Genomic DNA, 23237 nt, shown 5'->3' with positions numbered 1-23237 from the left:
TGTCATGATTCGCCCTACACTTCGAGCCAGTCCGCCCGCTCACGCGGTAACCGTGCGACAGCAGTCCGGAGGCAGGAGGTCCGTGCATGGTGTCACGTCCGGCTCCGGCGTCGGCGGCCCTGCCGCCGATGACCGCGGAGGACGCGCCGCCGGGCTTCGACGCCTTCGGGCGAGCGGTCCTCGAGGACGTGCGTGACGCGGTCTTCCTGCAGGACGCCGAAGGGGCGTTGCGCTGGGCGAACCCGTCGGCGCGGGCGCTGGCCGACGGCGCCGAGCCGCGCCTGCTCCCGGTCGCCGAAACTCCGACAACAGGGGCTCCGCCCCTGGCCGGGGGCTCCGCCACCCGGACCCCCGCGAGCCAGGTGTTCGGTCACGTCGAAGTAGCGGGCCACCGGCGTCCGGCACGGGTCCGCGCGCTGCCCGGCGGCTGGCACTCCTGGACCGTGCCCGCGGAAGACGTCGCCCAGTGGCACGTCGGGGACTTCCTGGCGGAGGCCGGGCCGCGGCTGGCCGGGGCCCGCGGGCGCCACGGGACCGCGCGGGTGATCGCCGAGCTCGCCGCGTCCGCGCTGGCCGAGACGGTCTTCGTGCTGCTGCCGACCACCCGCGGCCGGTGGGAGTGGTGGAGCTGCGAGCGCCCGCAGGCGCACGGCCACGGCCGGATCCGGCGGGTCCCGCCGCAGGTCGCGCCGGTGCTGGCGGCGACGTTCGCCGCGGTCGGGACGCCGCAGCCGGCCCCCGTTCCCGCGCCCGAGGTCGCCACGCTGCCTTCGGTCGTCGCCGACCGGTTCGCCGGGCACGCGGAGGTGACGGTCGTCTCGCTGGGCCCGAGCGCCGGCGCCGGTGTCACCGGGGCCCTGCTGCTGGGCCGCCGCGCGGACCCGGAGTTCGGCACCGAGCAGGACCGCGCGGTCGTCGAGTTCGCGAAGGCGGCCGGGACCGCGCTGGCCAACGCGCAGCGCTACGCCCGCCAAGAGGAGGCCACGCGCGGCCTGGAGACCACCCTGCGCCCGGTCGACCCGCCCGAGCTGGACGGCGCCCGCTTCGAGACCTGGTACGAGCCGGCCGCCGGGGTGCTCGCCGTCGGCGGCGACTTCTTCGACGTCCTCGCCCACGACGACGGCAGCGCGTTCCTGGTGCTCGGCGACATCTGCGGCAAGGGCGCCGAGGCCGCGGCGCTGACCGGGCGGGTCCGGCACGCGCTGACCGCGCTCGCCATGGTCGAGCGCGACGGCCGGACGCTGCTGCGGCTGCTCAACGAGCTGCTCATCGCGGGCGGCAGCAGCCGGTTCGCGACGCTGGTGCTCGGCACGGCGCGGCCGTCGGACGGTGGCGTCGGCCTGACGCTGGCCTCCGGCGGGCATCCGGCGCCGCTCATCGTGCGCGGGGCGGGCGAGGTCGAAGAGGTCACGGTCCCCGGCACGCTGGTGGGCATCTCGCCGCAGGCGCGCTTCGCCGAGGCGGAGGTCCGCCTGGAGCGCGGCGACGTCCTGCTGCTCTACACCGACGGCATCACCGAGGCCCGCAACCGCCACGACCAGTCGGAGCTCTTCGGCGACGACCGGCTGCGCGGGGTACTGGCGGCCGCGGCGGGCGAACCGGCCCGCGAGGTGGTGCGGCGGCTGCGCCAGGCCGTGCGTGACTGGCTCGGCAGTTCCGCCCACGATGACATCGCTGTCTTGGCTGTCGAGTGTTCGGACTGACGTCTTTCGGGGGTCCGGGTGGCGGAGCCCCCGGCTCGGGGCGGAGCCCCGGACCGCGCAGTCCTTTGTAGACCGTGTTTGGCCCCTCCCGCAGGGGGTAATTCCTTCGTGCATTGATCTCGACGAAGGGAGTCTCATGGTGAACTCACTGCAGGGGCGCCGGGTCGCGATCCTGGCCGCCGACGGTGTCGAACAGGTCGAGCTGGAGCAGCCGCGCCAGGCCGTTCTCGACGAAGGTGCGACGGTCGAGCTGGTCTCGCTCGACACCGGCGAGATCCAGGCCATGAACGGCGATATCGACAAGGGCGACCGGTTCGCGGTCGACCGGAAGGTGGCCGACGTCCAGGTCGGCGACTACGACGCGCTGCTGCTGCCGGGCGGCACGATGAACCCCGACAACCTGCGCACGAACCCGGACGCCGTCCGCTTCGCGGGCGACTTCGTGCGCTCCGGCAAGCCGGTCGGCGTCATCTGCCACGGTCCGTGGACGCTCGTCGAAGCCGATGTCGTGCGTGGCCGCACGCTGACGTCGTACCCGAGCGTCCGCACCGACCTGCGCAACGCCGGCGCCACCGTCCTCGACGAAGAGGTCGTGGTCGACAACGGCCTGGTGTCCAGCCGCAACCCGGACGACCTTCCGGCGTTCTCCCGTGCGGTCGTGCGGGAGTTCGCGAGCTGACGTCCTTTGTGGACGTTCACCCGGCCGTGTGTTAAGTCCCGCTTAAATGTGTTGGCATTCGGCATCGCGGCGGAGCACGCTGGACGTGTGACCTGGATCGCCCGTGGAGAGGAGGTGGACGCGATGACTGTGCACGCCAGACGCTACGGCCGCTGGTGCCGTGAGCACTTCGACGCGATCGCCGCCGAGGGCGTTCCGGCACCCCGCGCCGGCGAGCCGGCCGAGCGCGAAGCCCGGCCCGAGTCCGAACCGGAGCCTCTCCAGCCCGGTGCCGAGCCGCCGCGGCTCTGACCCGACCCACGAAGAAGGCCTCCCCGGCTCCGGGGAGGCCTTCTTCGTGGGTCCGTCAGTGGTAGCGGTAGCCGCGGCGGTACCAGACCCGCCGGGGGCCGGGCACACCGATGCGGGCGATGACGTCGGTCAGGATCGCGCCGATGACCAGCCAGATCACCGCCGCGAGACCGTCGTTGAGGAAGGTCCGCAGCTTCTCGGAGTCCGGGGTGAAGAGGTTGCGCAAGCCGAGCGAGACGCTCGACGACCACTCGTTGATCAGGTGCGCGAAGCCGTTCGCCGAGTTGGCCTCGCCCAGCACCAGCACGATGTGCACGGCGAGGACCAGCGCGAACACCGCGCACACGAGGTGGATCAGCGCGTTGACCGTGCGCACGACCCGGATGCGCGGGTGCGTGCGCTCCACGACTTCTTCGGCGGGCTCGGGCTCGTACCGCGGTTCGTACGGCTCCGGGGGCGGGGGATACGGCATCGTCGGCGCCGTCCTTTCGACTGTCCGATGTGGACGTATCTGGGCGTGTGCTCGCAGGTTCGTGGAGTACCCGTCACCTGGGTGAGCGAATCATGCCTTCCCTAAACTTCCCTGAGTGTTGACATGATAGGGTTGTTTACGGAACATGAGGAGGGCTGGACCATGAAGGAGACCATGTCGCAGGAGGTCTTCTCCGTCGAACAGGTCGCCGCGAAGCTCGGCCTGCACGTCCGGACGGTCCGGAACTACGTGCGGGACGGGCGGCTGAAGGCGGTCCGGATCGGCAAGCAGTACCGGATCACCGCGGCGGACCTGGAAGCCTTCACCGGGCTGCCGGTGGCCGGCGCGAAGCCGGACCGGCCCGTCGCCGAGCTGTCGGGCGTCGCCGAGATCGACGGCGTCGACCGGGCGGGGGCCGACCGCATCGCCACCATGGTCATGGCCTCGGTGAACGGACCGCGGGAGGAGGGTGAGCGGCCCCTGCGCGTCGAGACCATCTACGACAAGGAGCGCGCCACCATGAAGATCCTCGTGTTCGGCGACCTCGCCGCCGGTGCCGACCTGCTGCGCTGGGTCGCGTCGATCACCGAGAACCTGACGTGAGCACGATCTACCGCTCGGCCGAAGGCGGCCGGGCGGTCCGGGAGCGCTACGACGCCCTCCTCGGCGGCTGGCCGGTGCCGCACGAGCCGCGCACCCTCGGGACGCGGCTCGGCGAGACCTTCGCCGTCGTGTCCGGTCCGGTGGACGCGCCGCCGGTCGTGGCCCTGCAGGGCTCCGGCGGCACGGCCGCGCACTGGCTGCCCGACATCGCCACGCTCGCCGCGCGGCTGCGGGTGTACGCGGTGGACGCACCCGGGGAGCCGGGGCGGACCGTCGAAGCCCGGCCGCCGCTCGGGTCGGCCGCCTACGCGGAGTGGCTCGACGACGTCCTCGACGCGCTCGGCCTGTCCCGCGCCGCCTTCCTCGGCACGTCCCTGGGTGGTTTCTGGGCGCTCGACCACGCGGTGCGGCAGCCCGGGAGAGTGTCGGCGCTGGCCCTGGTGAACCCGGCCGGGATCGGCCGCCGCCGGATCGCGCCGCTGCTGAAGTTCGGCGCGTACAGCCTGTTCGGCGACTGGGGCCGGCGCCGCTCGCTGGCGATGGTCGCCCGAGGAGGTCCCGCCGATCCGCGCCGGCGTGCGGTCGGCGAGTTCACGCTCGCGACGTTCGAGCACTTCAAACCGCGGCTGGAGGCGATCCCGGTGATCCCGGCCGAGCGGCTGCGCGAGCTGGCCGTGCCGGTGCAGGCCCACTTCGGCGCCCGTGACGTCCTCCTGGACCAGCGCGACGCGGCGGCGAAGCTGCGGGAAGCCCTGCCCGGCGCCGACGTCCGGTTGGCCGAGGACGCCGGGCACTTCCTGCCCGGTTGGGCCGAAGCCGTCACCGAATTCCTGAACGGAGCAACGAAATGATCGACACGCGGCACGGCGTCGCGGTGTGGCACGCGCCGTCCGACGGCCCGCCGCTGAGCACCGAGCAGGACGCCGTCGACCTCGTCGGGGCCACCTACGGCCTCGGCGCCGAAGTCCTCGTCGTCCCGGTCGAGCGGTTCCCCGCCCGGTTCTTCGACATGCACGCCAAGCTCATCGGGCACTTCTTCTCGAAGGTCGTCCAGTACGGCTTCCGGCTGGTGCTGCTCGGCGACGTCCGGCCGCACCTCGAGGCGAGCGGCGCCTTCCGGGACGTCGTGCGGGAGTCGAACCGCGGCAAGGACGTCTGGTTCGTGGCCGACTTGGCGGAGCTCGACGCGCGGCTGGCCGCGGCGCGCTGAGCCGCGCGGCGGAACCTGGCGCGGGACGGGCAACCCCGTCCCGCGCGGCACGTCCAGGTGATCATGAGAAGCGCGCTGCTGGTGGCCCTGCTCGCCCTCCTGGCCGGGCTGGCCCCGCCCGCGGTGGCGGAAACCGTTGTCCCGCAGGGGTTCCGTCCCGCCTCGACCAGCTGGACCAGCGCCGATCGCGGGTACGTCCTGGGGTACTCGCCCTGCGGGAAGACGTGGTGCCCCGCGCTGCTGGGCACCACCGACGGCGGGACCCACTGGCGGCGGCTGGGCGCGCCGGCGCTGCCGCTGCCGGACAACCACAACCACGTCGCCCTGACCGTCACGAGCGATCGCGTCGCGTACGTCAGCGACGGCGTCCACGTGCGCGCGACCCGGGACGGCGGGGCGAGCTGGCACCCGGTCGGCCTCGCCGGCGCGCGGGAGCCTTACTACGTCTCGAAGATCACCGAAACCGCCGGCCGGGTCTTCGCGATCCTCAGCGGCCGCGGCTCGACCCGGCTGTACTCGGGCGTCGCCGGTTCGCCGGTGCTGGTTCCCATGCCCGGCTTCGCGGTCACCGGCGGCATCACCTACGGCGACCTGGCCGTCGGCGGCGGCCTGCAGGTCGCGCTCGGCTCGGACTACGGCACGGAGAAGTACTGGACGTCGCGCGACGGCGTCCGCTTCACCCCGGCCGCGCCGCCGTGCCCGCCGGGTTCGGTCGCTTCGCTCGCCGGGGTGCGCGACCGGCGGGTCGTGGCGTTGTGCAGCAGCAGCCCCGGTACGCCACAGCCCGGTTCGACCGAGCGGGAGCTGCGGCACGCGCCGGAGCTCGGCGGCACGTTCAGCGGCGACGACGCCGCGCCGTTCGCGGGCATCACCCAGGGCTTCGCCGCCGCGACGCCCGCGTCCGCGACGGTCGCGGCGATGGGCGGCGGCACGGGGTTCCTGCACAGCACCGCCGACGGCGGCCGCACCTGGACGACGACCGTCCTTTCCGACCGCGGGCTCGAGCTGTCCGATCTCGACTTCCCCGGCGGCGGCACCGGGGTGGTCGTCGACGGTCAGCCGGATGCCGCAGACGGCTCCGCCGTGTACCGGACCACGGACGGCGGACACATCTGGCGTGAAGTGCGGTTCGGGTCATAGTCCCTGGCAGCCAAGGCCCTTCGGCCCGGTTCACTTGGTGAACGCCATGTCGTAGTCTGAGCACCGTCCGTTGCCGGACACAGGTGGCCGGGCCCGGGGCAGGGGCCGGCGCCGGATGACGAGGGAGAACAGCCGATGACGCCTGGCGACCTGCGGTCCGGAACCGAGGGCGGCTCGGCTTCCCTCGATTTCTCCAAGGCGAGCCTGGCCCGGCTGTCCGACGCGCTGCTCGGCGGGCACGACCACTACGAGGTCGACCGCGAAGCGATGCGGCGGCTGCTGGCGATCGCCCCCGGGGCGCGCACGATGGCCAAGGAACACCGCGACTGGCTGGTGCGCGCGGTCCGGTTCCTCGCCGGGAAACGCGACATCGACCAGTTCCTGGACCTGGGCTCGGGCATGCCGACGGCGGAGAACACCCACGAGGTGGCCCAGCGGTACAACCCGGACGCGCAGGTGGTGTACGTCGACAACGACCCGGTCGTGCAGGTGCACGGCCGGGCGTTGCTGGAAGAGAACTACCTGACGCACGTGACGGGCGCCGACCTGACCCGTCCGGCGGAGACGCTCGCCGACGACGTCGTCAAGGAATACCTGGACTTCACCCGGCCGGTGGCGCTGATCCTGACGTCGATCATCCACCACATCGACGACTACGAGCGCGCGAAATCGGTCGTCTCGGAGTACGTGGCCGCGCTCGCGCCCGGCTCGTACCTGCTGCTCACGCACCACTTCGACCCGGAAGAGGACTCCCCGCGCCAGGAACTGGCGCGGCTGCTGGAGACGAGCTTCCAGGGCACCGGGCTGGGCAGCGTGTACCGCACGCGCGAGCAGATCGCGGCGTTCTTCGAGGGCACCGAGCTGTTGCGGCCGGGGCTGGTCTACCTGCACGAATGGTGGCCGGACGGCCCGCGGCTGCACCCGCTGAGCGAGCTGAACTTCCTCACGCTGGGCGGAGTCGCCCGCAAACAGTGAGGGTCTGCCGCAACTCGTCGTGAGTGTTCAGGGCGGGTCCCGCCGCCCTGAACACTCACGAGGGGTCAGGCGGCGTTGAAGCTGTCGGGGTCGGGGCCGGTGCGCTCACCGCGGTCGAGCGGCGTGAGCGACTCCATTTCCTCCTCCGAAAGGGTGAACCCGAACAGGTCGAAGTTTTCCGCGATCCGCGACGGCGTCACGGACTTCGGGATCACCACGTTGCCCAGCTGGAGGTGCCAGCGCAGCACGATCTGCGCCGGCGTCCGGCTGTGCTTCACCGCCAGCTCCGCGATCACCGGGTCGCCGAGCAGGCTGCCGCCCTTGGCCAGCGGGCTCCACGCTTCGGTCGCGATCCCGTTCTTCGCGTCGAACTCGCGGACTTCCAGCTGCTGCAGGTACGGGTGGAGCTCGATCTGGTTGACCGCCGGGGCGATCTCGGCGGCGTCGAGCAGGCGCTCCAGGTGCGCGGGCTGGAAGTTGGACACGCCGATCGCGCGGATCCGGCCGTCCTTGTACAGCTTCTCGAACGCCTTCCAGGTGTCGAGGTACTTGTCGCGCTTCGGCGTCGGCCAGTGGATCAGGTAGAGGTCCAGCTGTTCCAGGCCGAGCTTCGCCATGCTCTCGTCGAACGCCTTGAGCGTCGAGTCGTAGCCCTGGGCGGAGTTCCACAGCTTGGTGGTGACGAACAGTTCGTCGCGGGCGAGGCCGGATTCGGCGATCGCCTGGCCGACGCCCTTTTCGTTGCCGTAGACGGCGGCGGTGTCGATGCTGCGGTAGCCCGCTTCGAGAGCGGCCTTGACGGCGGCGGTGGTCTCCGCGTCGGGGACCTGGAACACGCCGTAGCCGAGCTGCGGCATGCGCACGCCGTTGGTGAGTTCGATCGCAGGCACGCTGGTCACGGGATTTCCTTTCACTGGGTGGTTCATCGGGTGAGTACCCGTTCCTCCGGCACGAAACTAACCGGAGTCCGGCGGTCGAGCAGGCCGGAGACGAGGGCCACGGCGAGGCCCGCCGCGGCGAGGAGCGCGCCGATCCAGTTGGGCGCGGTGTAGCCGAGCCCGGCGCCGATGGCCTGGCCGCCGAGCCACGCGCCGCCGGCGTTGCCGAGGTTGAACGCGGCGATGTTCGCCGCCGAAGCCAGCGCCGGGGCGCCTTCGGCCTTGGCCATCACGCGGGCCTGCAGCGGCGGAACGGTCGCGAACCCGGCCGCGCCGAACAGCGCGATCGTGATCGCCGCCGGCACCTTCGCGTGCGCGGTGAAGACGAACGCCACCAGCACGAGGGCCAGCGCGGCGAGGATGACGTACAGGCTGGGCATCAGCCTGCGGTCCGCGGCGCGCCCGCCCAGCAGGTTGCCGGCGAACAGGCCGGCACCGAAGAGCACGAGCAGCCAGGTGACGGCCCCGCTCGAGAACCCGGCGACCTCGGTCATCATCGGCGCGATGTAGGTGAAGGACGCGAACACGCCGGCGAAGCCGAGCGCCGTCATGGCCAGCGCGAGCCACACCTGCGGGCGGCGGAACACGGCGAGTTCGCCGCGCAGGCCCGCGTCCGGGCCGGGTTCCTGGTGCGGCACGAGCGCGAGGATGCCGATCGCGCCGACCACGCCGAGGGCGCTGACCACCCAGAACGTCGACCGCCAGCCGAAGGCCTGGCCGAGCGCGGTGCCGGCGGGCACGCCGAGCACGTTCGCGACGGTCAGCCCGGTGAACATCAGCGCGATCGCGCTGGCCTGCTTGGCCGGGGCGACCAAGGACGCGGCGACGACCGAGCCGACACCGAAGAACGCGCCGTGGCTCAGCGCGGCGACGACCCGGCCGGTCATCAGCAGGCCGTAGCCCGGGGCGAGCGCCGAGAGCACGTTGCCCGCGATGAACAGGCCCATCAGGGCGACCAGCACGGTCTTGCGGGGCACCCGCGAAGCGAGGGCGGTGAGCAGCGGGGCACCGACGACGACGCCGAGCGCGTAGCCCGAGATGAGCAGGCCTGCGGACGGGATCGAGACGCCGAAGTCGCCCGCGACCTCGGGCAGCAGGCCCATGATCACGAACTCGGTGGTGCCGATCCCGAAAGCGCTGATCGCCAGTGCGAGCAGAGCGGCGGGCATGGACTTCCTTCTTCCGGAGGTAGAGTGGTTACTGGCGTCGGCAACTACGAGCGTCCGAGATAGTTGCACACGCCGTATATTGCACAGGCTTGATAGTGCAGCGTGCAAGGGAGCACGCGCAAGCCGGGGAGAGGTGAACCGTGTCACTGGACGACGACGCCGTGGAAGCGAGAGCGCAGGGCTGGCGCACGCTGGCCGCGCTGCACGCGCGGATCGAGGACAGGCTGCAGCGCGCGCTCGAGCGTGACCACGAGCTTTCGGTGAGCGAGTACAGCGTGCTCGACGCCCTGGCCCGCCAGGACGGCTTCCACCTCCGGATGAACCAACTCGCCAACGCGGTGGTGCTCAGCCAGTCGGCGACGACGAGGCTCGTCACGCGGCTCGAGGGCCGCGGCCTGCTGGCCCGTTACCTCTGCGCGGACGACCGCCGCGGCATTTACACGGAGGTCACGCCGGCGGGCCAGGCCCTGCTGACGGCGGCCCGTCCGACCCACGACGCCGCGCTGGCGGAGGCCCTCGCCGACGCCGGGCGGTTGCCGGAACTTTCGCCGCTGGTCGCCGCGCTGGGCACGCTTTCCTTCCCGGCCGTGCCGTCCGCCTGACGAAACCTTGCGCAAGCCGGCCCGGCACTCCCGCTGAGCGGTACGGCCCGTTCGGCGGGAGGATTAGGTCGGCGATTTCCCGAACCTGTGCTCCATCCGTGGGACACTTTCGCATCCATCGTTCGATAGTTGCGCTGGTCAGCACCGGTTGTCCGGCTTTTGTCCGCAGAAGTGCGCGTTGACCGGATCGTTTCGCCCGCCCTAATTTGTTGGTCCACCAGACGAACCGGGGCGGTGTCGGCGTGGACTCCTCCTTTTCGCTCAGACCGGTGCGCCCGGCCGACCAGGCCGCCGTCCGCCGGAGCAACCTTTCGCTGGTGTTGCGGCACCTGCGCGACGCGGGGTCGCGGTCGCGGGCGGGGATCGCCGCGGACACCGGGCTGAACAAGGGAACCGTGTCGAGCCTCGTCGCGGAGCTCGCCGCGCGCGGGCTCGTCCGCGAAGGCGAGCGGGAACGCGCCGGTGCCGTCGGGCGGCCGGGCACGATCGTCGAGCTGGACGGGCGGGGCGTCGGCGGGATCGGCGTCGAGATCAACGTCGACTACGTGACGGCGCTCGCCCTCGACCTCACCGGTGCCGTCCTCTTCGAGCAGCGCGTGGCGCTCGACGTCCAAGCCCTGCCCGTGGCGAAGGTGCTCGACGCCGGCGCCGAGCTGACCGCACGGGCCCTGCGCGAGTGCCGCCGGCTCGGCGTGCTGCCGGCCGGGGTGACCGTCGGGATCCCGGCGCTGGTCGACGTCGCGAGCGGCACCGTCGCCTTCGCGCCGAACCTGCACTGGACCGACGTCCCGGTCGCGGCCGGCGTCACCGACCGGCTGACCCGGCGGTTCGGCCCCCTGGCGTTCCCGGTCCGCACGGCCAACGACGCGAACCTCGGCGCGCTCGGCGAGTACGCGATGGGCAGCGTCGCCGGCACCGCCGACCTCGTGTACCTGACCGGCGAGATCGGCGTCGGCGGCGGGGTGATCTCCGGGGGCCGGCTGCTCGGGGGCGCGGAGGGGTTTTCCGGTGAGATCGGGCACATCCAGCTCGACCCGGCGGGCCGGCTCTGCGGCTGCGGGCGCCGCGGCTGCTGGGAGACGCTCGTCGGGCTGGCCGGGATGCTGCGGCTCGCCGCGTCGCCGGGCGACCCGGTGCACGACCCGTCGCTCGACCTCGAACAGCGGCTCGACATGATCCGCCGCCGCGCCGAGCTCAAGGACCGGCGCACGCTCGACGCGCTCGCGCAGGTCGGCACCGGGCTCGGTGTCGGCGCGGCCGTGCTGGTCAACGTCTTCAACCCGCGCGTGGTCCTGCTGGGCGGCTACTTCGCGCAGCTGGGGCCGTACCTCCTCACCCCGATGATGACCGAGCTGACGGCGCGGGTGATCGCCCCGGCCATCGGGGGCTGCCGCGTCGAGCTGTCGTGGCTCGGGTTCTCCGCGGCTTCGCGCGGGGGCGCGCACGTCGCGCTGCAGGCGGTGTTCGACGATCCGGCACTCGTGCCGCCGCGTGCGGAAAGGGACAGCGGATGACGCGCGGGAAACGCTTGATCCACTCGGGCGATAGAGATCGGGTGGGGTTGGGCTGAACCAGGGAGGAAACATGGGGAAGATCGGCGTCTGGCTGATCGGTGCCCGCGGATCGGTGGCGACGACGGCGATCGCCGGAGCGGCCGCGATGCGGGCCGGACTCGCCGCGCGCACCGGGTGCGTCACCGAGCTACCGGACTTCGCCGGGGCGGCGGTGCCCGGCTTGGGGGATCTGGTCTTCGGGGGACACGACGTCGTCGACACGCCGCTGGTCAAGCGCGCCGAGCAGCTGGCGGCGGCCGGGGTGCTGCCGGCCGCGCTGCCCGGCCCGGTCACGGCCGAGCTCGAGACGGCCGAAGCGCGGCTGCGTCCCGCGCCGACCGAGGGTGGACGAGCCGGCGCCGACCGGATCATCGCGGATCTGGCGGAGTTCCGGGAGGGTCTGGACCACGTCGTCGTGGTCAACGTGGCCTCGACCGAACCGCCGTGCGTGCCGCACCCGGCCCACGCGTCGCCGGCCGCGCTGGAAGCGGACCTGGACGTGCTGCCGCCCAGCGCGTTGTACGCCTACGCCGCGTTCCGCGCCGGCTGTGGCTTTGTCGACTTCACCCCGTCGACCGGCGCGCGGCTGCCCGCCCTCGACGGACTCGCCCGCACGAGCGGGCAGCCGTACGCGGGCCGCGACGGCAAGACCGGCGAGACGCTGCTGCGGTCGGTGCTCGCCCCGATGTTCGCCCAGCGCGGCCTGAACGTGCTGGCCTGGTCGGGCACGAACCTGCTCGGCGGCGGCGACGGCGCCACGCTCGCCGACCCCGGCGCGGCGTCGAGCAAGAACGCGTCGAAGCAGCAGGTGCTCTCGCGGAACCTCGGCCGGGACGTCGAAGGCGAGGTCCACATCGACAACGTCCCGGCGCTCGGCGACTGGAAGACCGCCTGGGACCACGTGCTGTTCGAAGGGTTCCTCGGCGCGCGCATGACGCTGCAGCTCACCTGGCAGGGCTGCGACTCCGCGCTCGCCGCGCCGCTCGTGCTCGACCTGGCCCGGCTGACCGGCAAGGCGTGCCGCGACGGCGTCGCCGGGCCGGTGGCCGAGTTCGGGTTCTTCTTCAAGGATCCTGTCGGCGACGGCCCGCACGACCTCGCGTCGCAGTACGCGGCCCTGCGTGAGTGGGCGAACCGGTGAAGGCGCTCGTCGAACTCGTCCGCGCGCCCGCCGCGCTGACCGTGCCCGGGGACGCCGTCGCCGGGGCCGCCGCTTCGGGCTGGCCGTTCGGGCGCCGCACGCTGGCGCTGACCGGCGCGTCCGTCTGCATCTACTGGGCGGGCATGGCGCTCAACGACTACGCCGACCGCCACCTCGACGCGATGGAACGGCCCGAGCGGCCGATCCCGTCGGGCCGGGTGTCGCCGGGCACCGCGCTCGGGGTCGCCACCGGCCTCACCGCGGGCGGCCTCGGCATCGCCGCGGCCGCCGGCGGGAAACGGGCGCTGCGCGTGGCACTGCCGCTGGCCGCGACGGTCTGGGCGTACGACTTCCTGCTCAAGGAAACCGTGTTCGGGCCGGCCACGATGGCCACCGCCCGCACGCTCGACGTCCTGCTCGGCGCCGGGGGCGCGCGGGCCGCGGCACCGGCCGCGCTGACCGTCGGGGCGCACACCTTCGCCGTGACGACCTTGTCGCGGTCCGAGGTGCACGGCGCCAAGCCCGCCCTGCCGGCCGCGACGCTCGCGGCCACGGCCGGGGTGCGCGTCGCCGCGGGCCGCGTCGGGCCGCTGGCTTCGGCGCTGCTCGGGACGTACCTGGCGACGACCGGGCGGGCGCAGTACGACGCCGTCCGAGACCCGGCCGCGCCGAAGATCCGCCGCGCGGTCGGCGCCGGGATCCACGGCATGATCCCGCTGCAGGCCGGGCTGATCGCGCGGACCGGCGCGTGGCGCTCGGCGCTGGCCGTGGCCGCCGCGTTCCCGATCGCGCGGGCGCTGAGCCGGAAGGTGTCGCCGACATGAGGTTCGGGTACGGCACCAACGGCTTCGCCAACCACCGCCTCGGCGACGCCCTGCGCGTCCTCGCGGACCTGGGCTACGACGGCGTCGCGCTGACGCTGGACCACCAGCACCTCGACCCGTTCGGGCCGGACCTCGCCCGCCGCGTCGCCTCGCTGGCCGCGGACCTGGACCGGCTCGGGCTGGCCGTCGTGATCGAGACGGGCGCCCGGTTCCTGCTGGACCCGTGGCGCAAGCACTCGCCGACGTTCCTCGACCCGGACCGCGCGCGCCGCGTCGAGTTCCTGACACGGGCCGTCGAGATCGCCGCCGATCTCGGCGCCGAGGCGGTGTCGTTCTGGAGCGGGAACAAGCCGGCCGGTCTCGCGGCCGAAGACGCGTGGACACATCTGTCCGACGGCTGTGCCGAGGTGCTCAAGGCCGCCGACGAGCACGACGTCCGGCTCGGCTTCGAACCGGAGCCGGGGATGCTCGTCGAAGACCTCGACGGCTACTTCGAGCTGGCCCGGCGCCTGGGTGACCCGGAGCGGTTCGGGCTCACGCTGGACATCGGGCATTGCCGGTGCAACGAGACGGCGTCGGTGCCCGACTGCGTCCGGCGGGCCCTGCCGCGGCTGGTGAACGTCCAGATCGACGACATGCGCCGCGGCACGCACGAGCACCTGGAGTTCGGGACGGGCGAGATCGACTTCCCGCCGGTCCTGGAAGCGCTGTCGCCGTACTCCGGGCTCGTCGCCGTCGAACTGCCGCGCGACAGCCACGCGGCCCCGCGGATCGCCCGGGAGTCCCTGGAGTTCCTGCGGAAGGCGGTGCCCGCGTGAACGCCTGGCTCGACGAAGCCGTGACCAAGGTGGCCGCCGACGCGACGGCGTTGCGCACGGTGTTCCCGGGCGTCGGCCGCCGGGTCGGCCGGGGTCCGTCGGACGTCCCGGGGTGGACGGTCGACGACCTGGCCCGGCTGGAGCTGCTGAAGGCGGCTCACGGTGCGGCGGGTGAGATGCCCGATCTCTACCGCCACGGCGACGCGGCCGAGAAGCGGGCCGTCCTCCGTGGACTGTCCGTTGTGGACATCGGAGCCGCCGGGCTGGAGCTGGTCGCGGACGCCCTGCGCACCAACGACCCCCGGCTCGTCACCGCCGCGATGGGGGAGTACGCCGCCGCGCACCTGGACGACTCCGCCTACCGCCACGGCGTGCTCAAGTGCGTCTTCATGGGCATCCCGCTGGCCGAAGTGGCCGGCCTGGACCGCCGGACCGACGAGGAGCTGCTGCGCATGCTGCGGTCGTTCGCCGCCGAGCGCACCGCCGCGGGCCGCGCCGTGCCCGCCGACCTCCTCCCGCTGCTCGACGAACAGGACGCCTGATGCGCATCTTCGATCCCCACATCCACATGAGTTCCCGCACCACCGACGACTACGCGGCCATGCACGCCGCCGGCGTCCGGGCGCTCGTCGAACCGGCGTTCTGGCTGGGCCAGCCGCGCACGAACGTCGGCAGCTTCACGGACTACTTCGACGCACTGGTCGGCTGGGAACCGTTCCGCGCGAGCCAGTTCGGCATCGCGCACCACTGCACCATCGGGCTGAACCCCAAGGAGGCCAACGACCCGCGCTGCGCCCCGGTGCTCGACCTGCTGCCCCGCTACCTGGAGAAGGACGGCGTGGTCGCGGTCGGCGAGATCGGCTACGACTCGATGACCGCCGAGGAGGACAAGGCGTTCGCGGCGCAGCTCGCGCTGGCGATCGCCCACGACCTCCCGGCGATGGTCCACACCCCGCACCGCGACAAGGCGGCCGGCACCGAACGCAGCATCGCCGTCGTCCGCGAGTCGGGGATCGCGCCCGGGCGCGTCGTGCTCGACCACCTCAACGAGGTGACCGTCGCGATGGTCAAGGAGTCCGGCTCCTGGATGGGGTTTTCGATCTACCCGGACACCAAGATGGACGAAGACCGGATGGTCGCGATCCTTCGTGAACACGGCACCGAACGGGTGCTGGTGAACTCGGCCGCGGACTGGGGCAAGAGCGACCCGCTCAAGACGCGGAAGACCGGCGACGCGATGCTGGCCGCCGGGTTCACCGAGGACGACGTGGACCGCGTGCTGTGGCGCAACCCCGTCGAGTTCTACGGCCAGAGCGGGCGGCTGGCCCTGGAGCCGGAGCCGGCGGACGCCGAGTTCGCGGGCAACTCGATCCTGCGGGGTGCGCGCAAGTGAGGTTCCGGCACCCCGACGGCGCGCTCGTCCACCTCGCCTACTGCACCAACGTGCACCAGGCCGAGGACCTCGACGGCGTGCTCGCCCAGCTGGCCCGCTTCGGCGAGCCGGTCCGGGAACGCCTCGGTGCGGACCGGCTCGGGCTTGGCCTGTGGCTGGCCCGGCCGGTGGCGTCCGAGCTGACCGCGGACCCGGCCGCGGTGGCTCGCCTGCGTGACGAGCTGGCCGCGCGTGGCCTGGAGGTCGTCACCTTCAACGGCTTCCCGTACCAGGGCTTCCATGACCCGGTCGTCAAGCACAGGGTGTACCGGCCGGACTGGTCGACGCCCGAACGGACGCGGTACACCCTCGACCTGGCCCGGCTGCTCGCCGAACTCATGCCCGAGGACGCCGCGCGGGGCAGCGTCTCGACGTTGCCGCTCGGCTGGCGCACCGAATGGCGGGACGACCGCGGGCAGCTGGAGCTGCTCGCGAAGGGGCTGGCCGAGCTGGACCGGCCCGTGCGCGTGGCGTTCGAGCCGGAGCCCGGGTGCGTCATCGAGACCACCGCGCAGGCCGCGTCGCTGCTGTCCGATGTGGACAAGGACCGGCTCGGCGTCTGCCTCGACACGTGCCACCTCGCCGTCGGCTTCGAGGACCCGGCGGCCGCTTTGCGGCGGCTCGAAGCGGCCGGTCTGGACGTCGTCAAGCTGCAGGCGTCGGCGGCGCTGGAGGCGGCTTCGCCGAAGGATCCCGCGACTCGCCGGGCGTTGGAGTCCTTTGTGGAACCCCGGTTCCTGCACCAGAGCACCGAAGGCGCCCCGCCGGGTGCCGACGACCTCGACGAAGCACTCGCCGGGGGCCTGCCGGGGGAGGCGCCGTGGCGCGTGCACTTCCACGTGCCACTGCACGCCGACCCGGCGCCGCCGCTGACGTCGACCCGGCCGGTGCTCGCCGGCACGCTCGCCGAGCTGTTCGGCGGCGAGCAGGCGCGCACCGACCACGTCGAGGTCGAGACCTACACCTGGCAGGTGCTCCCGGACGCACCCGCCGACGACGCCGGGCTGGTCGCGGGCATCGCGGCCGAGCTGGACTGGACCCGGCGTTCCTTGATCGAACTGGGCTTGGAAGAGGTTTCACGATGAGTTTGCTGGTTCTCGACGTGGTCGGGCTGACGCCGCGGCTGCTCCCGCACATGCCGAACCTGCGCAAGATGGCCGAGCCCGGCTTCACCGCGCAGCTGGACACCGTGTTCCCGGCCGTCACCTGCTCGGTGCAGTCGACGTTCCTCACCGGGCTGCAGCCGGCCGGACACGGCATCGTCGGCAACGGCTGGTACTTCCGCGACCTCGGCGAGATCTTCCTGTGGCGCCAGCACAACAAGCTCGTGCAGGGCGACAGGTTCTGGGACGCCGCCCGCCGCGCGCAGCCGGGGCACAAGGTCGCGAACGTCTGCTGGTGGTACGCGATGGGCATGGACGTCGACCTGACCGTGACGCCGAGGCCGATCTACCACGCCGACGGCAAGAAGTCCCCGGACTGCTACACCCACCCGCCGCAGCTGCACGACCGGCTGGTCGGGAACCTCGGCGAGTTCCCGCTGTTCACCTACTGGGGCCCGACGGCGTCGATCACGTCGTCGAAGTGGATCATCGCCGCCGCGCGGCAGATCATGACCCAGGACAGGCCGGACACCACGCTCGTCTACCTCCCGCACCTGGACTACGACCTGCAGCGCTTCGGCCCGGACGCGCCGCAGGCCGCGGCCGCCGCGCGCGAGCTCGACACCGCGCTGAAGCCGTTGCTCGACCAAGCGGCCGCGGGCGGGCACACGGTCGTCGCGTTGTCGGAGTACGGCATCACGAACGCGAGCCGGCCGGTCGACGTCAACCGCGCGCTGCGCCGCGAGGGCCTGCTCAACGTGTACGTCCAGGCGGGCATGGAGTACCTGGACCCGTGGACGTCGCGGGCGTTCGCGGTCGCCGACCACCAGGTCGCGCACGTCTACGTCGCCGACCCGGCGGACGTCCCGCGCGTGCGGGACATCGTCGCCGGACTGTCCGGTGTGGACGTCGTGCTCGACCGTTCGGCGCAGGCCGGGTTCGGGATCGACCACGAGCGTGCGGGCGAGCTGGTCGCGATCGCCGAGCCGGACGCCTGGTTCACCTACTACTACTGGCTGAGCGACGACCGCGCGCCGGACTTCGCGAAGACCGTCGAGATCCACCGCAAGCCCGGCTACGACCCGGCCGAGCTGTTCCTCGACCCGAACGACCCGGCGGTGAAGCTGAAGGCGGCGTCCGCGCTGGCCCGCAAGAAGCTCGGCCTGCGGTACTCGATGCAGGTCGTCCCGCTCGACCCGGCGCCGGTCCGCGGAAGCCACGGGCGGCTGCCCGACGCGCCCGAGGACGGGCCGGTGCTGCTGTGCTCGGACCCCGCGCTCGCGCGCGAAAAGGTCCACGCCACCGAGGTCAAGGACCTGTTGCTGGCGGCTGTCCGAACCGAGTAGGAGGTCAGAGATGGCACGACCGTTGACGCTGCTCAACGGGTGACCGCCGGCCCCGTCGGAAGGTGATCGAAACCGGCTTCGCGCCACTCCGGGGCGAAGCACGCTCAAAATCAGGAAGGAACCGGCATGTCTCCGTCCCCACCGAAGTGGGCGAGGCTGTTCGGCGCCGCGGTACTCGGCGCCGGCCTCCTGCTCACCGTCGACAACCCGGCCCGCGCGGACATCCCGCCCGCGGACTACCAGCAGGTCGCGCTCGCCACGGGCGCGGCCGAACTCGGCGAAGCGATGTCGCTCGCCGTGCTGCCCGACCGCTCGGTCGTGCACACCTCCCGCGACGGCACCGTGCGCGTCACCACCGCGGCGGGGGCGACGTCCGTCGCGGCGAAGCTGAACGTCTACACCCACGACGAGGAGGGCCTCCAGGGCGTCGCGGCCGATCCCGGTTTCGCGACGAACCGCCACATCTGGCTGTACTACTCACCGCGACTGTCCACACCGGACGGTGACGCACCGGCCGACGGCACCGAGGCGGACTTCGCGCCGTTCAAGGGCGAGCTGCACCTCTCGCGCTTCGTCCTGAAGACCGACAACACCCTGGACCTGGCCAGCGAGGAAGTCGTCATGGCGGTCCCGAACGACCGCGGCCAGTGCAGTCACGTCGGCGGTGACATCGACTTCGACGCCGCGGGCAACCTGTACCTCACCACCGGCGACGACACCAACCCGTTCTCCTCCGACAGCTATTCGCCGATCGACGAGCGGACCACGCGCAACCCGCAGTTCGACGCGCAGCGGTCGTCGGGCAACACCAACGACCTGCGCGGCAAGCTGCTGCGGATCCACCCGCAGGCCGACGGGACGTACACGATCCCGGCCGGCAACCTCTTCGCGCCGGGCACCGCGGGCACGCGGCCGGAGATCTACGCGATGGGCTTCCGCAACCCGTTCCGGATGAGTGTCGACAAGCCGACCGGCGTCGTCTACCTCGGCGACTACGGCCCGGACGCCGGCACCACGGACCCGAACCGCGGGCCGCAGGGCCAGGTCGAGTTCGACCGGATCACCGGGCCGGGCAACTTCGGCTGGCCGTACTGCACGGGCTCGAACACGACGACCGAGACGTACAACCACTACACGTTCCCGAGCGGTCCTTCGGGCGCGAAGTACGACTGCGCGGGCGGGCCGACGAACTCCTCGTTCCGCAACACCGGGCTCGCGAAGCTGCCGGTGCCGAAGGCCGCGTGGATCAAGTACGCGGGCGACGAGGGCTCGCCGCCGGAGTTCGGCAGCGGCTCGGAGTCGCCGATGGGCGGCCCGGTCTACCGCTACGACGCCGCCTCGACGTCCACGACCAAGTTCCCGCAGTCCCTGGACGGCAAGTTCTTCGCGGGGGAATACGGGCGCAAGTGGATCAAGGCGGTGACCGTCGACTCCGACGGCGGCCGGGGCGCCATCGAAGACTTCCCGTGGTCCGGCACGCAGGTCATGGACATGGCCTTCGGCCCGGACGGCGCGTTGTACGTCCTCGACTACGGCACCGGCGACGACAACCAGGCGCTGTACCGGATCGAGTACCTCGCGGGCACGAACCGCAACCCGGTCGCGAAAGCCGCTTCGGACAGGACGTCCGGGCCGAATCCGTTGACCGTGAACTTCTCCTCGGCGGGCAGCAACGACCCCGAAGGCGGCGCACTGAGCTACCGCTGGGACTTCGGCGACGGCGCGACGTCGGCATCGGCGAACCCGGCACACACCTACACCACCAACGGGACCTACTCGCCGACACTCACGGTGGCCGATCCGGAGGGCCTGACCGGCACGGCGAGCCTGGTCGTCACGGTCGGGAACACCGCGCCTTCGGTTTCCCTGGCTGTCCCGGGAGACGGCCAGGTGTTCTCCTTCGGCGACACGGTGCCGTTCCAGGTGACCGGCAGCGACCCCGAGGACGGCGCGCTCGACTGCTCGAAGGTCAAGGTCACCTACCTGCTGGGCCACGACAGCCACCAGCACCAGATCACGCAGCAGACCGGGTGCGGCGGGTCGATCGCCGTCCCGGTCGACGGTGAACACGACGCCGCGGCCAACATCTTCGGCGTCTTCGACGCGGAGTACACCGACAGCGGCGGGTTGACGTCGCACAGCGTCCACAAGCTGCAGCCGCGGCACCGGCAGGCCGAGCACTTCTCGGCGCAGTCCGGGGTCCAGCTCGCCGACCACGGCGCGGCGGAGGGCGGCCGGACGGTCGGCTACACCGACGACGGCGACTGGATCTCCTTCACGCCGTACGCCCTGGGCAACGCGACGTCGATCAGCGCGCGGGTGTCCTCGGCCGGGCCGGGTGGCACCCTGGAGGTCCGCGCGGGCTCACCGACCGGCACGCTGCTCGGGTCCGTGGCCGTGGCGAACACCGGGGACTGGGAGACGTTCCGGAGCGTCTCCGCGAACCTGGCTGCCCAGCCCGCCGGAACGACGACGTTGTACCTGGTGTTCAAGGGCGTGACCGGCCAGGGGAACCTGTTCGACCTGGACGCGTTCACGTTCACCACCGCGTCGACGCTCGTCGAGGGCGAGTCGTTCACCTCGGGTTCGGGCGTGCAGATCGCGCCGCACGCCCCGGCGAGCGGCGGCAACACCCTGGGCTACATCGAGGACGGCGACTGGGCCGGCTACGCGTCGGTGAGCACGTCGGGTGCCACGCGGTTCACGGCTTCGGTGTCGTCCGCGGGCGCGGGCGGCACGATCGAGATCCGGTCGGGCTCGCCCACCGGCACGCTGCTGGGCACGGTCGCCGTGCCCTCGACCGGGAGCTGGGAGACGTTCCGGACCGTGACGACCGCGGTGTCGAGTGGGACCGGGCCGCTGTTCCTGGTGTTCCACGGTGGTTCCAGTTCCCTCTTCGACATCGACACCTTTGGCCTGAGTGGTGTGCCGACCCAGGCCGATCCGCCGTACGACGTGCTGGTGTTCGCCAAGACGGCCGGCTTCCGGCACGACTCGATCCCGGCGGGGATCCAGGCGATCCGGGAGCTGGGCGCGGCCAACGGCTTCGGCGTGACAGCGACCGAGGACGCGTCGGTGTTCACGGCCGCGTCGCTGGCCCGCTTCCGGGCGGTGGTGTTCCTGTCGACCACCGGCGACGTCCTGGACGACACGCAGCAGGCGGCGTTCCGGTCCTATGTGGAGGGAGGCGGCGGCTACCTGGGCATCCACGCGGCGGCCGACACCGAGTACGACTGGCCGTGGTACGGCACGCTCGTCGGGGCGTGGTTCAAGAGCCACCCGGCGATCCAGCAGGCGCGGTTCGTGACGGAGGACGCCACTCACCCGGCGACGTCCTCCCTGCCCTCGACGTGGACCCGCACGGACGAGCTGTACAACTACCGGACGAACCCGCGCGGCGCGGTGCACGTGGTGCAGACGCTCGACGAGTCGAGCTACACGGGCGGCGAGATGGGGGCGGACCACCCGATCACGTGGTGCCACCCGCAGGGGAGCGGCCGCGCGTTCTACACCGGCCTCGGCCACACGATCGAGTCGTACTCCGACCCGCTGTTCCGGACCTCGCTGGTCGGCGCGATTCGGTACGCGGCCGGGGTCGTCCCGGGCTCGTGCGGCTCGTCGTCGTCCACTGTGGAGGGTGAGTCGTTCACGTCGGGTTCGGGCGTCCAGGTGGCCCCGCACGCCCCGGCGAGTGGCGGCAACACCCTGGGCTACATCGAAAACGGCGACTGGGCCGGGTACGCGCCGGTGAGCACGTCGGGCATCACGCGGTTCAGCGCCGTCGTCTCCTCGGCGGGCGCGGGCGGCACGATCGAGATCCGCGACGGCTCCCCGGCCGGTACCCTCCTGGGCACCGTCACGGTGCCGGTCACCGGAAGCTGGGAGACGTTCCAGACGGTCTCGACGACGGTGACGTCCGGTTCGGGCCCGCTCCACCTCGTCTTCCGGGGCGGCGCGGGTTCCCTGTTCGACGTCGACACTCTCACCGTCTCGTAGATCCGTGAATGGCACATCGAGGGACTTCAAGTCCCTCGATGTGCCATTCACGGCTTGTCAGCGGACGCCGAGCAGGTGCTCCAGGGCCAGCTGGTTGAGGCGGGTGAAGTGGTAGCCGCGGGCGGCCGCCGCGTCCAGGTCGAAGTCGTCCTTCAGCAGGTCGTCGAACGACTCGCCCGGCGCCAGCGTCGGCGTCGCGAGGTCCGGCACCCGCGAAGCCGCCAGGGCCTCCGCGACCTCCGGGTCCGACCGGAACCTGGCCGACTTCTCCTTGAGGATCAGGTAGGTCCGCATGTTCGCCGCCGCCGAGACCCAGACGTCCGAGGGGTCCTCGGTGCGCAGCGGCTTGTAGTCGAAGTGGCGCGGGCCCTCGTAGCCGCCGTTCTCCAGCAGGTCGACGAGGAAGAACGCGCTCTTCAGGTCGCCGTGGCCGAAGATCAGGTCCTGGTCGTACTTGGGGCCGTGCTGGCCGTTCAGGTCGATGTGGAACAGCTTGCCCTGCCACAGCGCCTGCGAAATGCCGTGCACGAAGTTCAGCCCGGCCATCTGCTCGTGCCCGACCTCCGGGTTCAGCCCGAACAGCTCCGGCCGTGCCAGCTGTGAGATGAAGCCCAGCGCGTGCCCGATCGTCGGCAGCAGGATGTCGCCGCGGGGCTCGTTCGGCTTGGGCTCCAGCGCGAACCGCAGCGAGTAGCCCTTCTCGACGACGTAGTCCGCCAGCAGGTCCAGGCCCTCCTTGTAGCGGGCCAGCGCCGCGCGGACGTCCTTCGCCGCGTCGGACTCGGCGCCTTCGCGGCCGCCCCAGACGACGTAGGTCTCCGCGCCCAGCTCGGCCGCGAGGTCGAGGTTGCGGCGCACCTTGCGCAGCGCGTAGCGCCGGACGTCGCGGTCGTTGCTCGTCAGGCCGCCGTCCTTGAACACCGGGTGGGTGAACAGGTTCGTCGTCGCCATGGGCACCTTCAGGCCGGTCTCGGCCAGCGCCTTGCGGAAGGCCTCGATCGCCTTGTCGCGGTCCGGCTCGGTGGCGAGCAGGTCGTCGTCGTGGAAGGTCACGCCGTACGCGCCCAGCTCGGCCAGCCGGTGCACGCTCTCCACCGGGTCGAGCGGCGGCCGCGTCCCGACTCCGAACGGGTCGTTCGCGGGCCAGCCCACGGTCCAGAGGCCGAAGGTGAACTTGTCGGCCGGCTGGGGAGCGTAGTCGCTCATGACTGTCCCTTCATTTAGTTCACGTTGTAGACTAAA

The 23237-nt window shown here is 72.1% G+C and carries 22 protein-coding genes; 18 read left to right on the top strand and 4 right to left on the bottom strand.

The annotated features are described in order from the left end of the window. The first annotated feature begins 86 nt into the window (after positions 1-86). The 3 genes from ACYVLJ_RS36215 to ACYVLJ_RS36205 all read left to right on the top strand — a co-directional run bounded on the left by ACYVLJ_RS36215 (position 87) and on the right by ACYVLJ_RS36205 (position 2673). Entirely contained in the window at positions 87-1703 is a 1617-nt protein-coding gene (locus tag ACYVLJ_RS36215; protein WP_460442072.1) for a PP2C family protein-serine/threonine phosphatase, read from the top strand. A gap of 136 nt (positions 1704-1839) precedes the next feature. Then, positions 1840-2382: a type 1 glutamine amidotransferase domain-containing protein gene (locus tag ACYVLJ_RS36210; RefSeq protein WP_460442071.1), complete on the top strand. Its 543-nt coding sequence runs from the start codon at positions 1840-1842 to the stop codon at positions 2380-2382. A 123-nt stretch (positions 2383-2505) separates the two neighbouring features. Next, on the top strand, positions 2506-2673 hold the full coding sequence (locus ACYVLJ_RS36205; RefSeq protein WP_460442070.1) for a hypothetical protein: 168 nt from the start codon (positions 2506-2508) through the stop codon (positions 2671-2673). Between the two features lie 55 nt (positions 2674-2728). Here ACYVLJ_RS36205 and ACYVLJ_RS36200 read toward each other — a convergent pair whose 3' ends face one another. After that, a complete protein-coding gene (locus tag ACYVLJ_RS36200) occupies positions 2729-3145 on the bottom strand; it encodes a hypothetical protein (protein ID WP_451978331.1) in 417 nt (138 codons plus the stop codon). A 174-nt stretch (positions 3146-3319) separates the two neighbouring features. Here ACYVLJ_RS36200 and ACYVLJ_RS36195 point away from each other — a divergent pair, with 174 nt between their 5' ends. From ACYVLJ_RS36195 to ACYVLJ_RS36175, 5 genes are all read left to right on the top strand, one after another. After that, the gene (locus ACYVLJ_RS36195; RefSeq protein WP_451979025.1) at positions 3320-3748 is read left to right on the top strand and encodes a helix-turn-helix domain-containing protein; all 429 of its coding nucleotides are present in this window, start codon (positions 3320-3322) and stop codon (positions 3746-3748) included. Further along, entirely contained in the window at positions 3745-4599 is an 855-nt protein-coding gene (locus ACYVLJ_RS36190) for an alpha/beta fold hydrolase (RefSeq protein WP_460442069.1), read from the top strand. The genes ACYVLJ_RS36195 and ACYVLJ_RS36190 overlap by 4 nt, the downstream gene beginning before the upstream one ends. Further along, a complete protein-coding gene (locus ACYVLJ_RS36185; protein WP_451978336.1) occupies positions 4596-4958 on the top strand; it encodes a DUF4180 domain-containing protein in 363 nt (120 codons plus the stop codon). Before ACYVLJ_RS36190 ends, ACYVLJ_RS36185 begins: the two co-directional genes overlap by 4 nt. A gap of 63 nt (positions 4959-5021) precedes the next feature. Beyond that, on the top strand, positions 5022-6098 hold the full coding sequence (locus tag ACYVLJ_RS36180) for a beta propeller repeat protein (protein ID WP_460442068.1): 1077 nt from the start codon (positions 5022-5024) through the stop codon (positions 6096-6098). Between the two features lie 135 nt (positions 6099-6233). Beyond that, positions 6234-7073 carry a class I SAM-dependent methyltransferase gene (locus ACYVLJ_RS36175; RefSeq protein ID WP_460442067.1) on the top strand — a complete coding sequence of 280 codons (840 nt, stop codon included), beginning with the start codon at positions 6234-6236 and terminating at the stop codon, positions 7071-7073. A gap of 65 nt (positions 7074-7138) precedes the next feature. On the opposite strand, the gene ACYVLJ_RS36170 is transcribed toward ACYVLJ_RS36175, so the two are convergent. Both ACYVLJ_RS36170 and ACYVLJ_RS36165 read right to left on the bottom strand, forming a co-directional pair. Next, positions 7139-7972 (bottom strand): aldo/keto reductase, encoded by an 834-nt coding sequence (locus ACYVLJ_RS36170; RefSeq protein WP_460442066.1) that lies wholly within the window; start codon positions 7970-7972, stop codon positions 7139-7141. Positions 7973-7995: 23 nt separating this feature from the next. Further along, on the bottom strand, positions 7996-9180 hold the full coding sequence (locus ACYVLJ_RS36165; RefSeq protein ID WP_451978348.1) for an MFS transporter: 1185 nt from the start codon (positions 9178-9180) through the stop codon (positions 7996-7998). A gap of 140 nt (positions 9181-9320) precedes the next feature. Here ACYVLJ_RS36165 and ACYVLJ_RS36160 point away from each other — a divergent pair, with 140 nt between their 5' ends. The 10 genes from ACYVLJ_RS36160 (at position 9321) to ACYVLJ_RS36115 (ending at position 21995) form a co-directional block, all read left to right on the top strand. Beyond that, positions 9321-9782 (top strand): MarR family winged helix-turn-helix transcriptional regulator, encoded by a 462-nt coding sequence (locus tag ACYVLJ_RS36160; protein WP_451978351.1) that lies wholly within the window; start codon positions 9321-9323, stop codon positions 9780-9782. 269 nt (positions 9783-10051) lie between these two features. Further along, complete coding sequence (locus ACYVLJ_RS36155; RefSeq protein WP_460442065.1) at positions 10052-11296, top strand: ROK family protein; 1245 nt, start codon at positions 10052-10054, stop codon at positions 11294-11296. A gap of 70 nt (positions 11297-11366) precedes the next feature. Beyond that, the gene (locus tag ACYVLJ_RS36150; protein WP_460442064.1) at positions 11367-12476 is read left to right on the top strand and encodes an inositol-3-phosphate synthase; all 1110 of its coding nucleotides are present in this window, start codon (positions 11367-11369) and stop codon (positions 12474-12476) included. Then, on the top strand, positions 12473-13300 hold the full coding sequence (locus ACYVLJ_RS36145; RefSeq protein ID WP_460442137.1) for a UbiA family prenyltransferase: 828 nt from the start codon (positions 12473-12475) through the stop codon (positions 13298-13300). The genes ACYVLJ_RS36150 and ACYVLJ_RS36145 overlap by 4 nt, the downstream gene beginning before the upstream one ends. Next, positions 13297-14118: a sugar phosphate isomerase/epimerase family protein gene (locus tag ACYVLJ_RS36140; RefSeq protein WP_460442063.1), complete on the top strand. Its 822-nt coding sequence runs from the start codon at positions 13297-13299 to the stop codon at positions 14116-14118. Before ACYVLJ_RS36145 ends, ACYVLJ_RS36140 begins: the two co-directional genes overlap by 4 nt. Continuing rightward, complete coding sequence (locus ACYVLJ_RS36135) at positions 14115-14660, top strand: EboA domain-containing protein (protein WP_460442062.1); 546 nt, start codon at positions 14115-14117, stop codon at positions 14658-14660. The genes ACYVLJ_RS36140 and ACYVLJ_RS36135 overlap by 4 nt, the downstream gene beginning before the upstream one ends. Continuing rightward, entirely contained in the window at positions 14660-15511 is an 852-nt protein-coding gene (locus ACYVLJ_RS36130) for a TatD family hydrolase (RefSeq protein ID WP_460442061.1), read from the top strand. Before ACYVLJ_RS36135 ends, ACYVLJ_RS36130 begins: the two co-directional genes overlap by 1 nt. Next, positions 15508-16635, top strand: a complete 1128-nt coding sequence (gene eboE, locus ACYVLJ_RS36125) for a metabolite traffic protein EboE (RefSeq protein WP_451978371.1) — start codon at positions 15508-15510, stop codon at positions 16633-16635. The genes ACYVLJ_RS36130 and eboE overlap by 4 nt, the downstream gene beginning before the upstream one ends. Beyond that, positions 16632-17999, top strand: a complete 1368-nt coding sequence (locus ACYVLJ_RS36120; RefSeq protein ID WP_460442060.1) for an alkaline phosphatase family protein — start codon at positions 16632-16634, stop codon at positions 17997-17999. The genes eboE and ACYVLJ_RS36120 overlap by 4 nt, the downstream gene beginning before the upstream one ends. A 126-nt stretch (positions 18000-18125) precedes the next feature. After that, positions 18126-21995: a carbohydrate-binding protein gene (locus tag ACYVLJ_RS36115; protein WP_460442059.1), complete on the top strand. Its 3870-nt coding sequence runs from the start codon at positions 18126-18128 to the stop codon at positions 21993-21995. 57 nt (positions 21996-22052) lie between these two features. Here ACYVLJ_RS36115 and xylA read toward each other — a convergent pair whose 3' ends face one another. Next, entirely contained in the window at positions 22053-23201 is a 1149-nt protein-coding gene (xylA, locus tag ACYVLJ_RS36110) for a xylose isomerase (protein ID WP_451978380.1), read from the bottom strand. Between the last annotated feature and the right edge of the window lie 36 nt (positions 23202-23237).

Source organism: Amycolatopsis stemonae (genome assembly GCF_054781455.1).
This window is presented reverse-complemented; position numbering and strand designations above follow the sequence as displayed.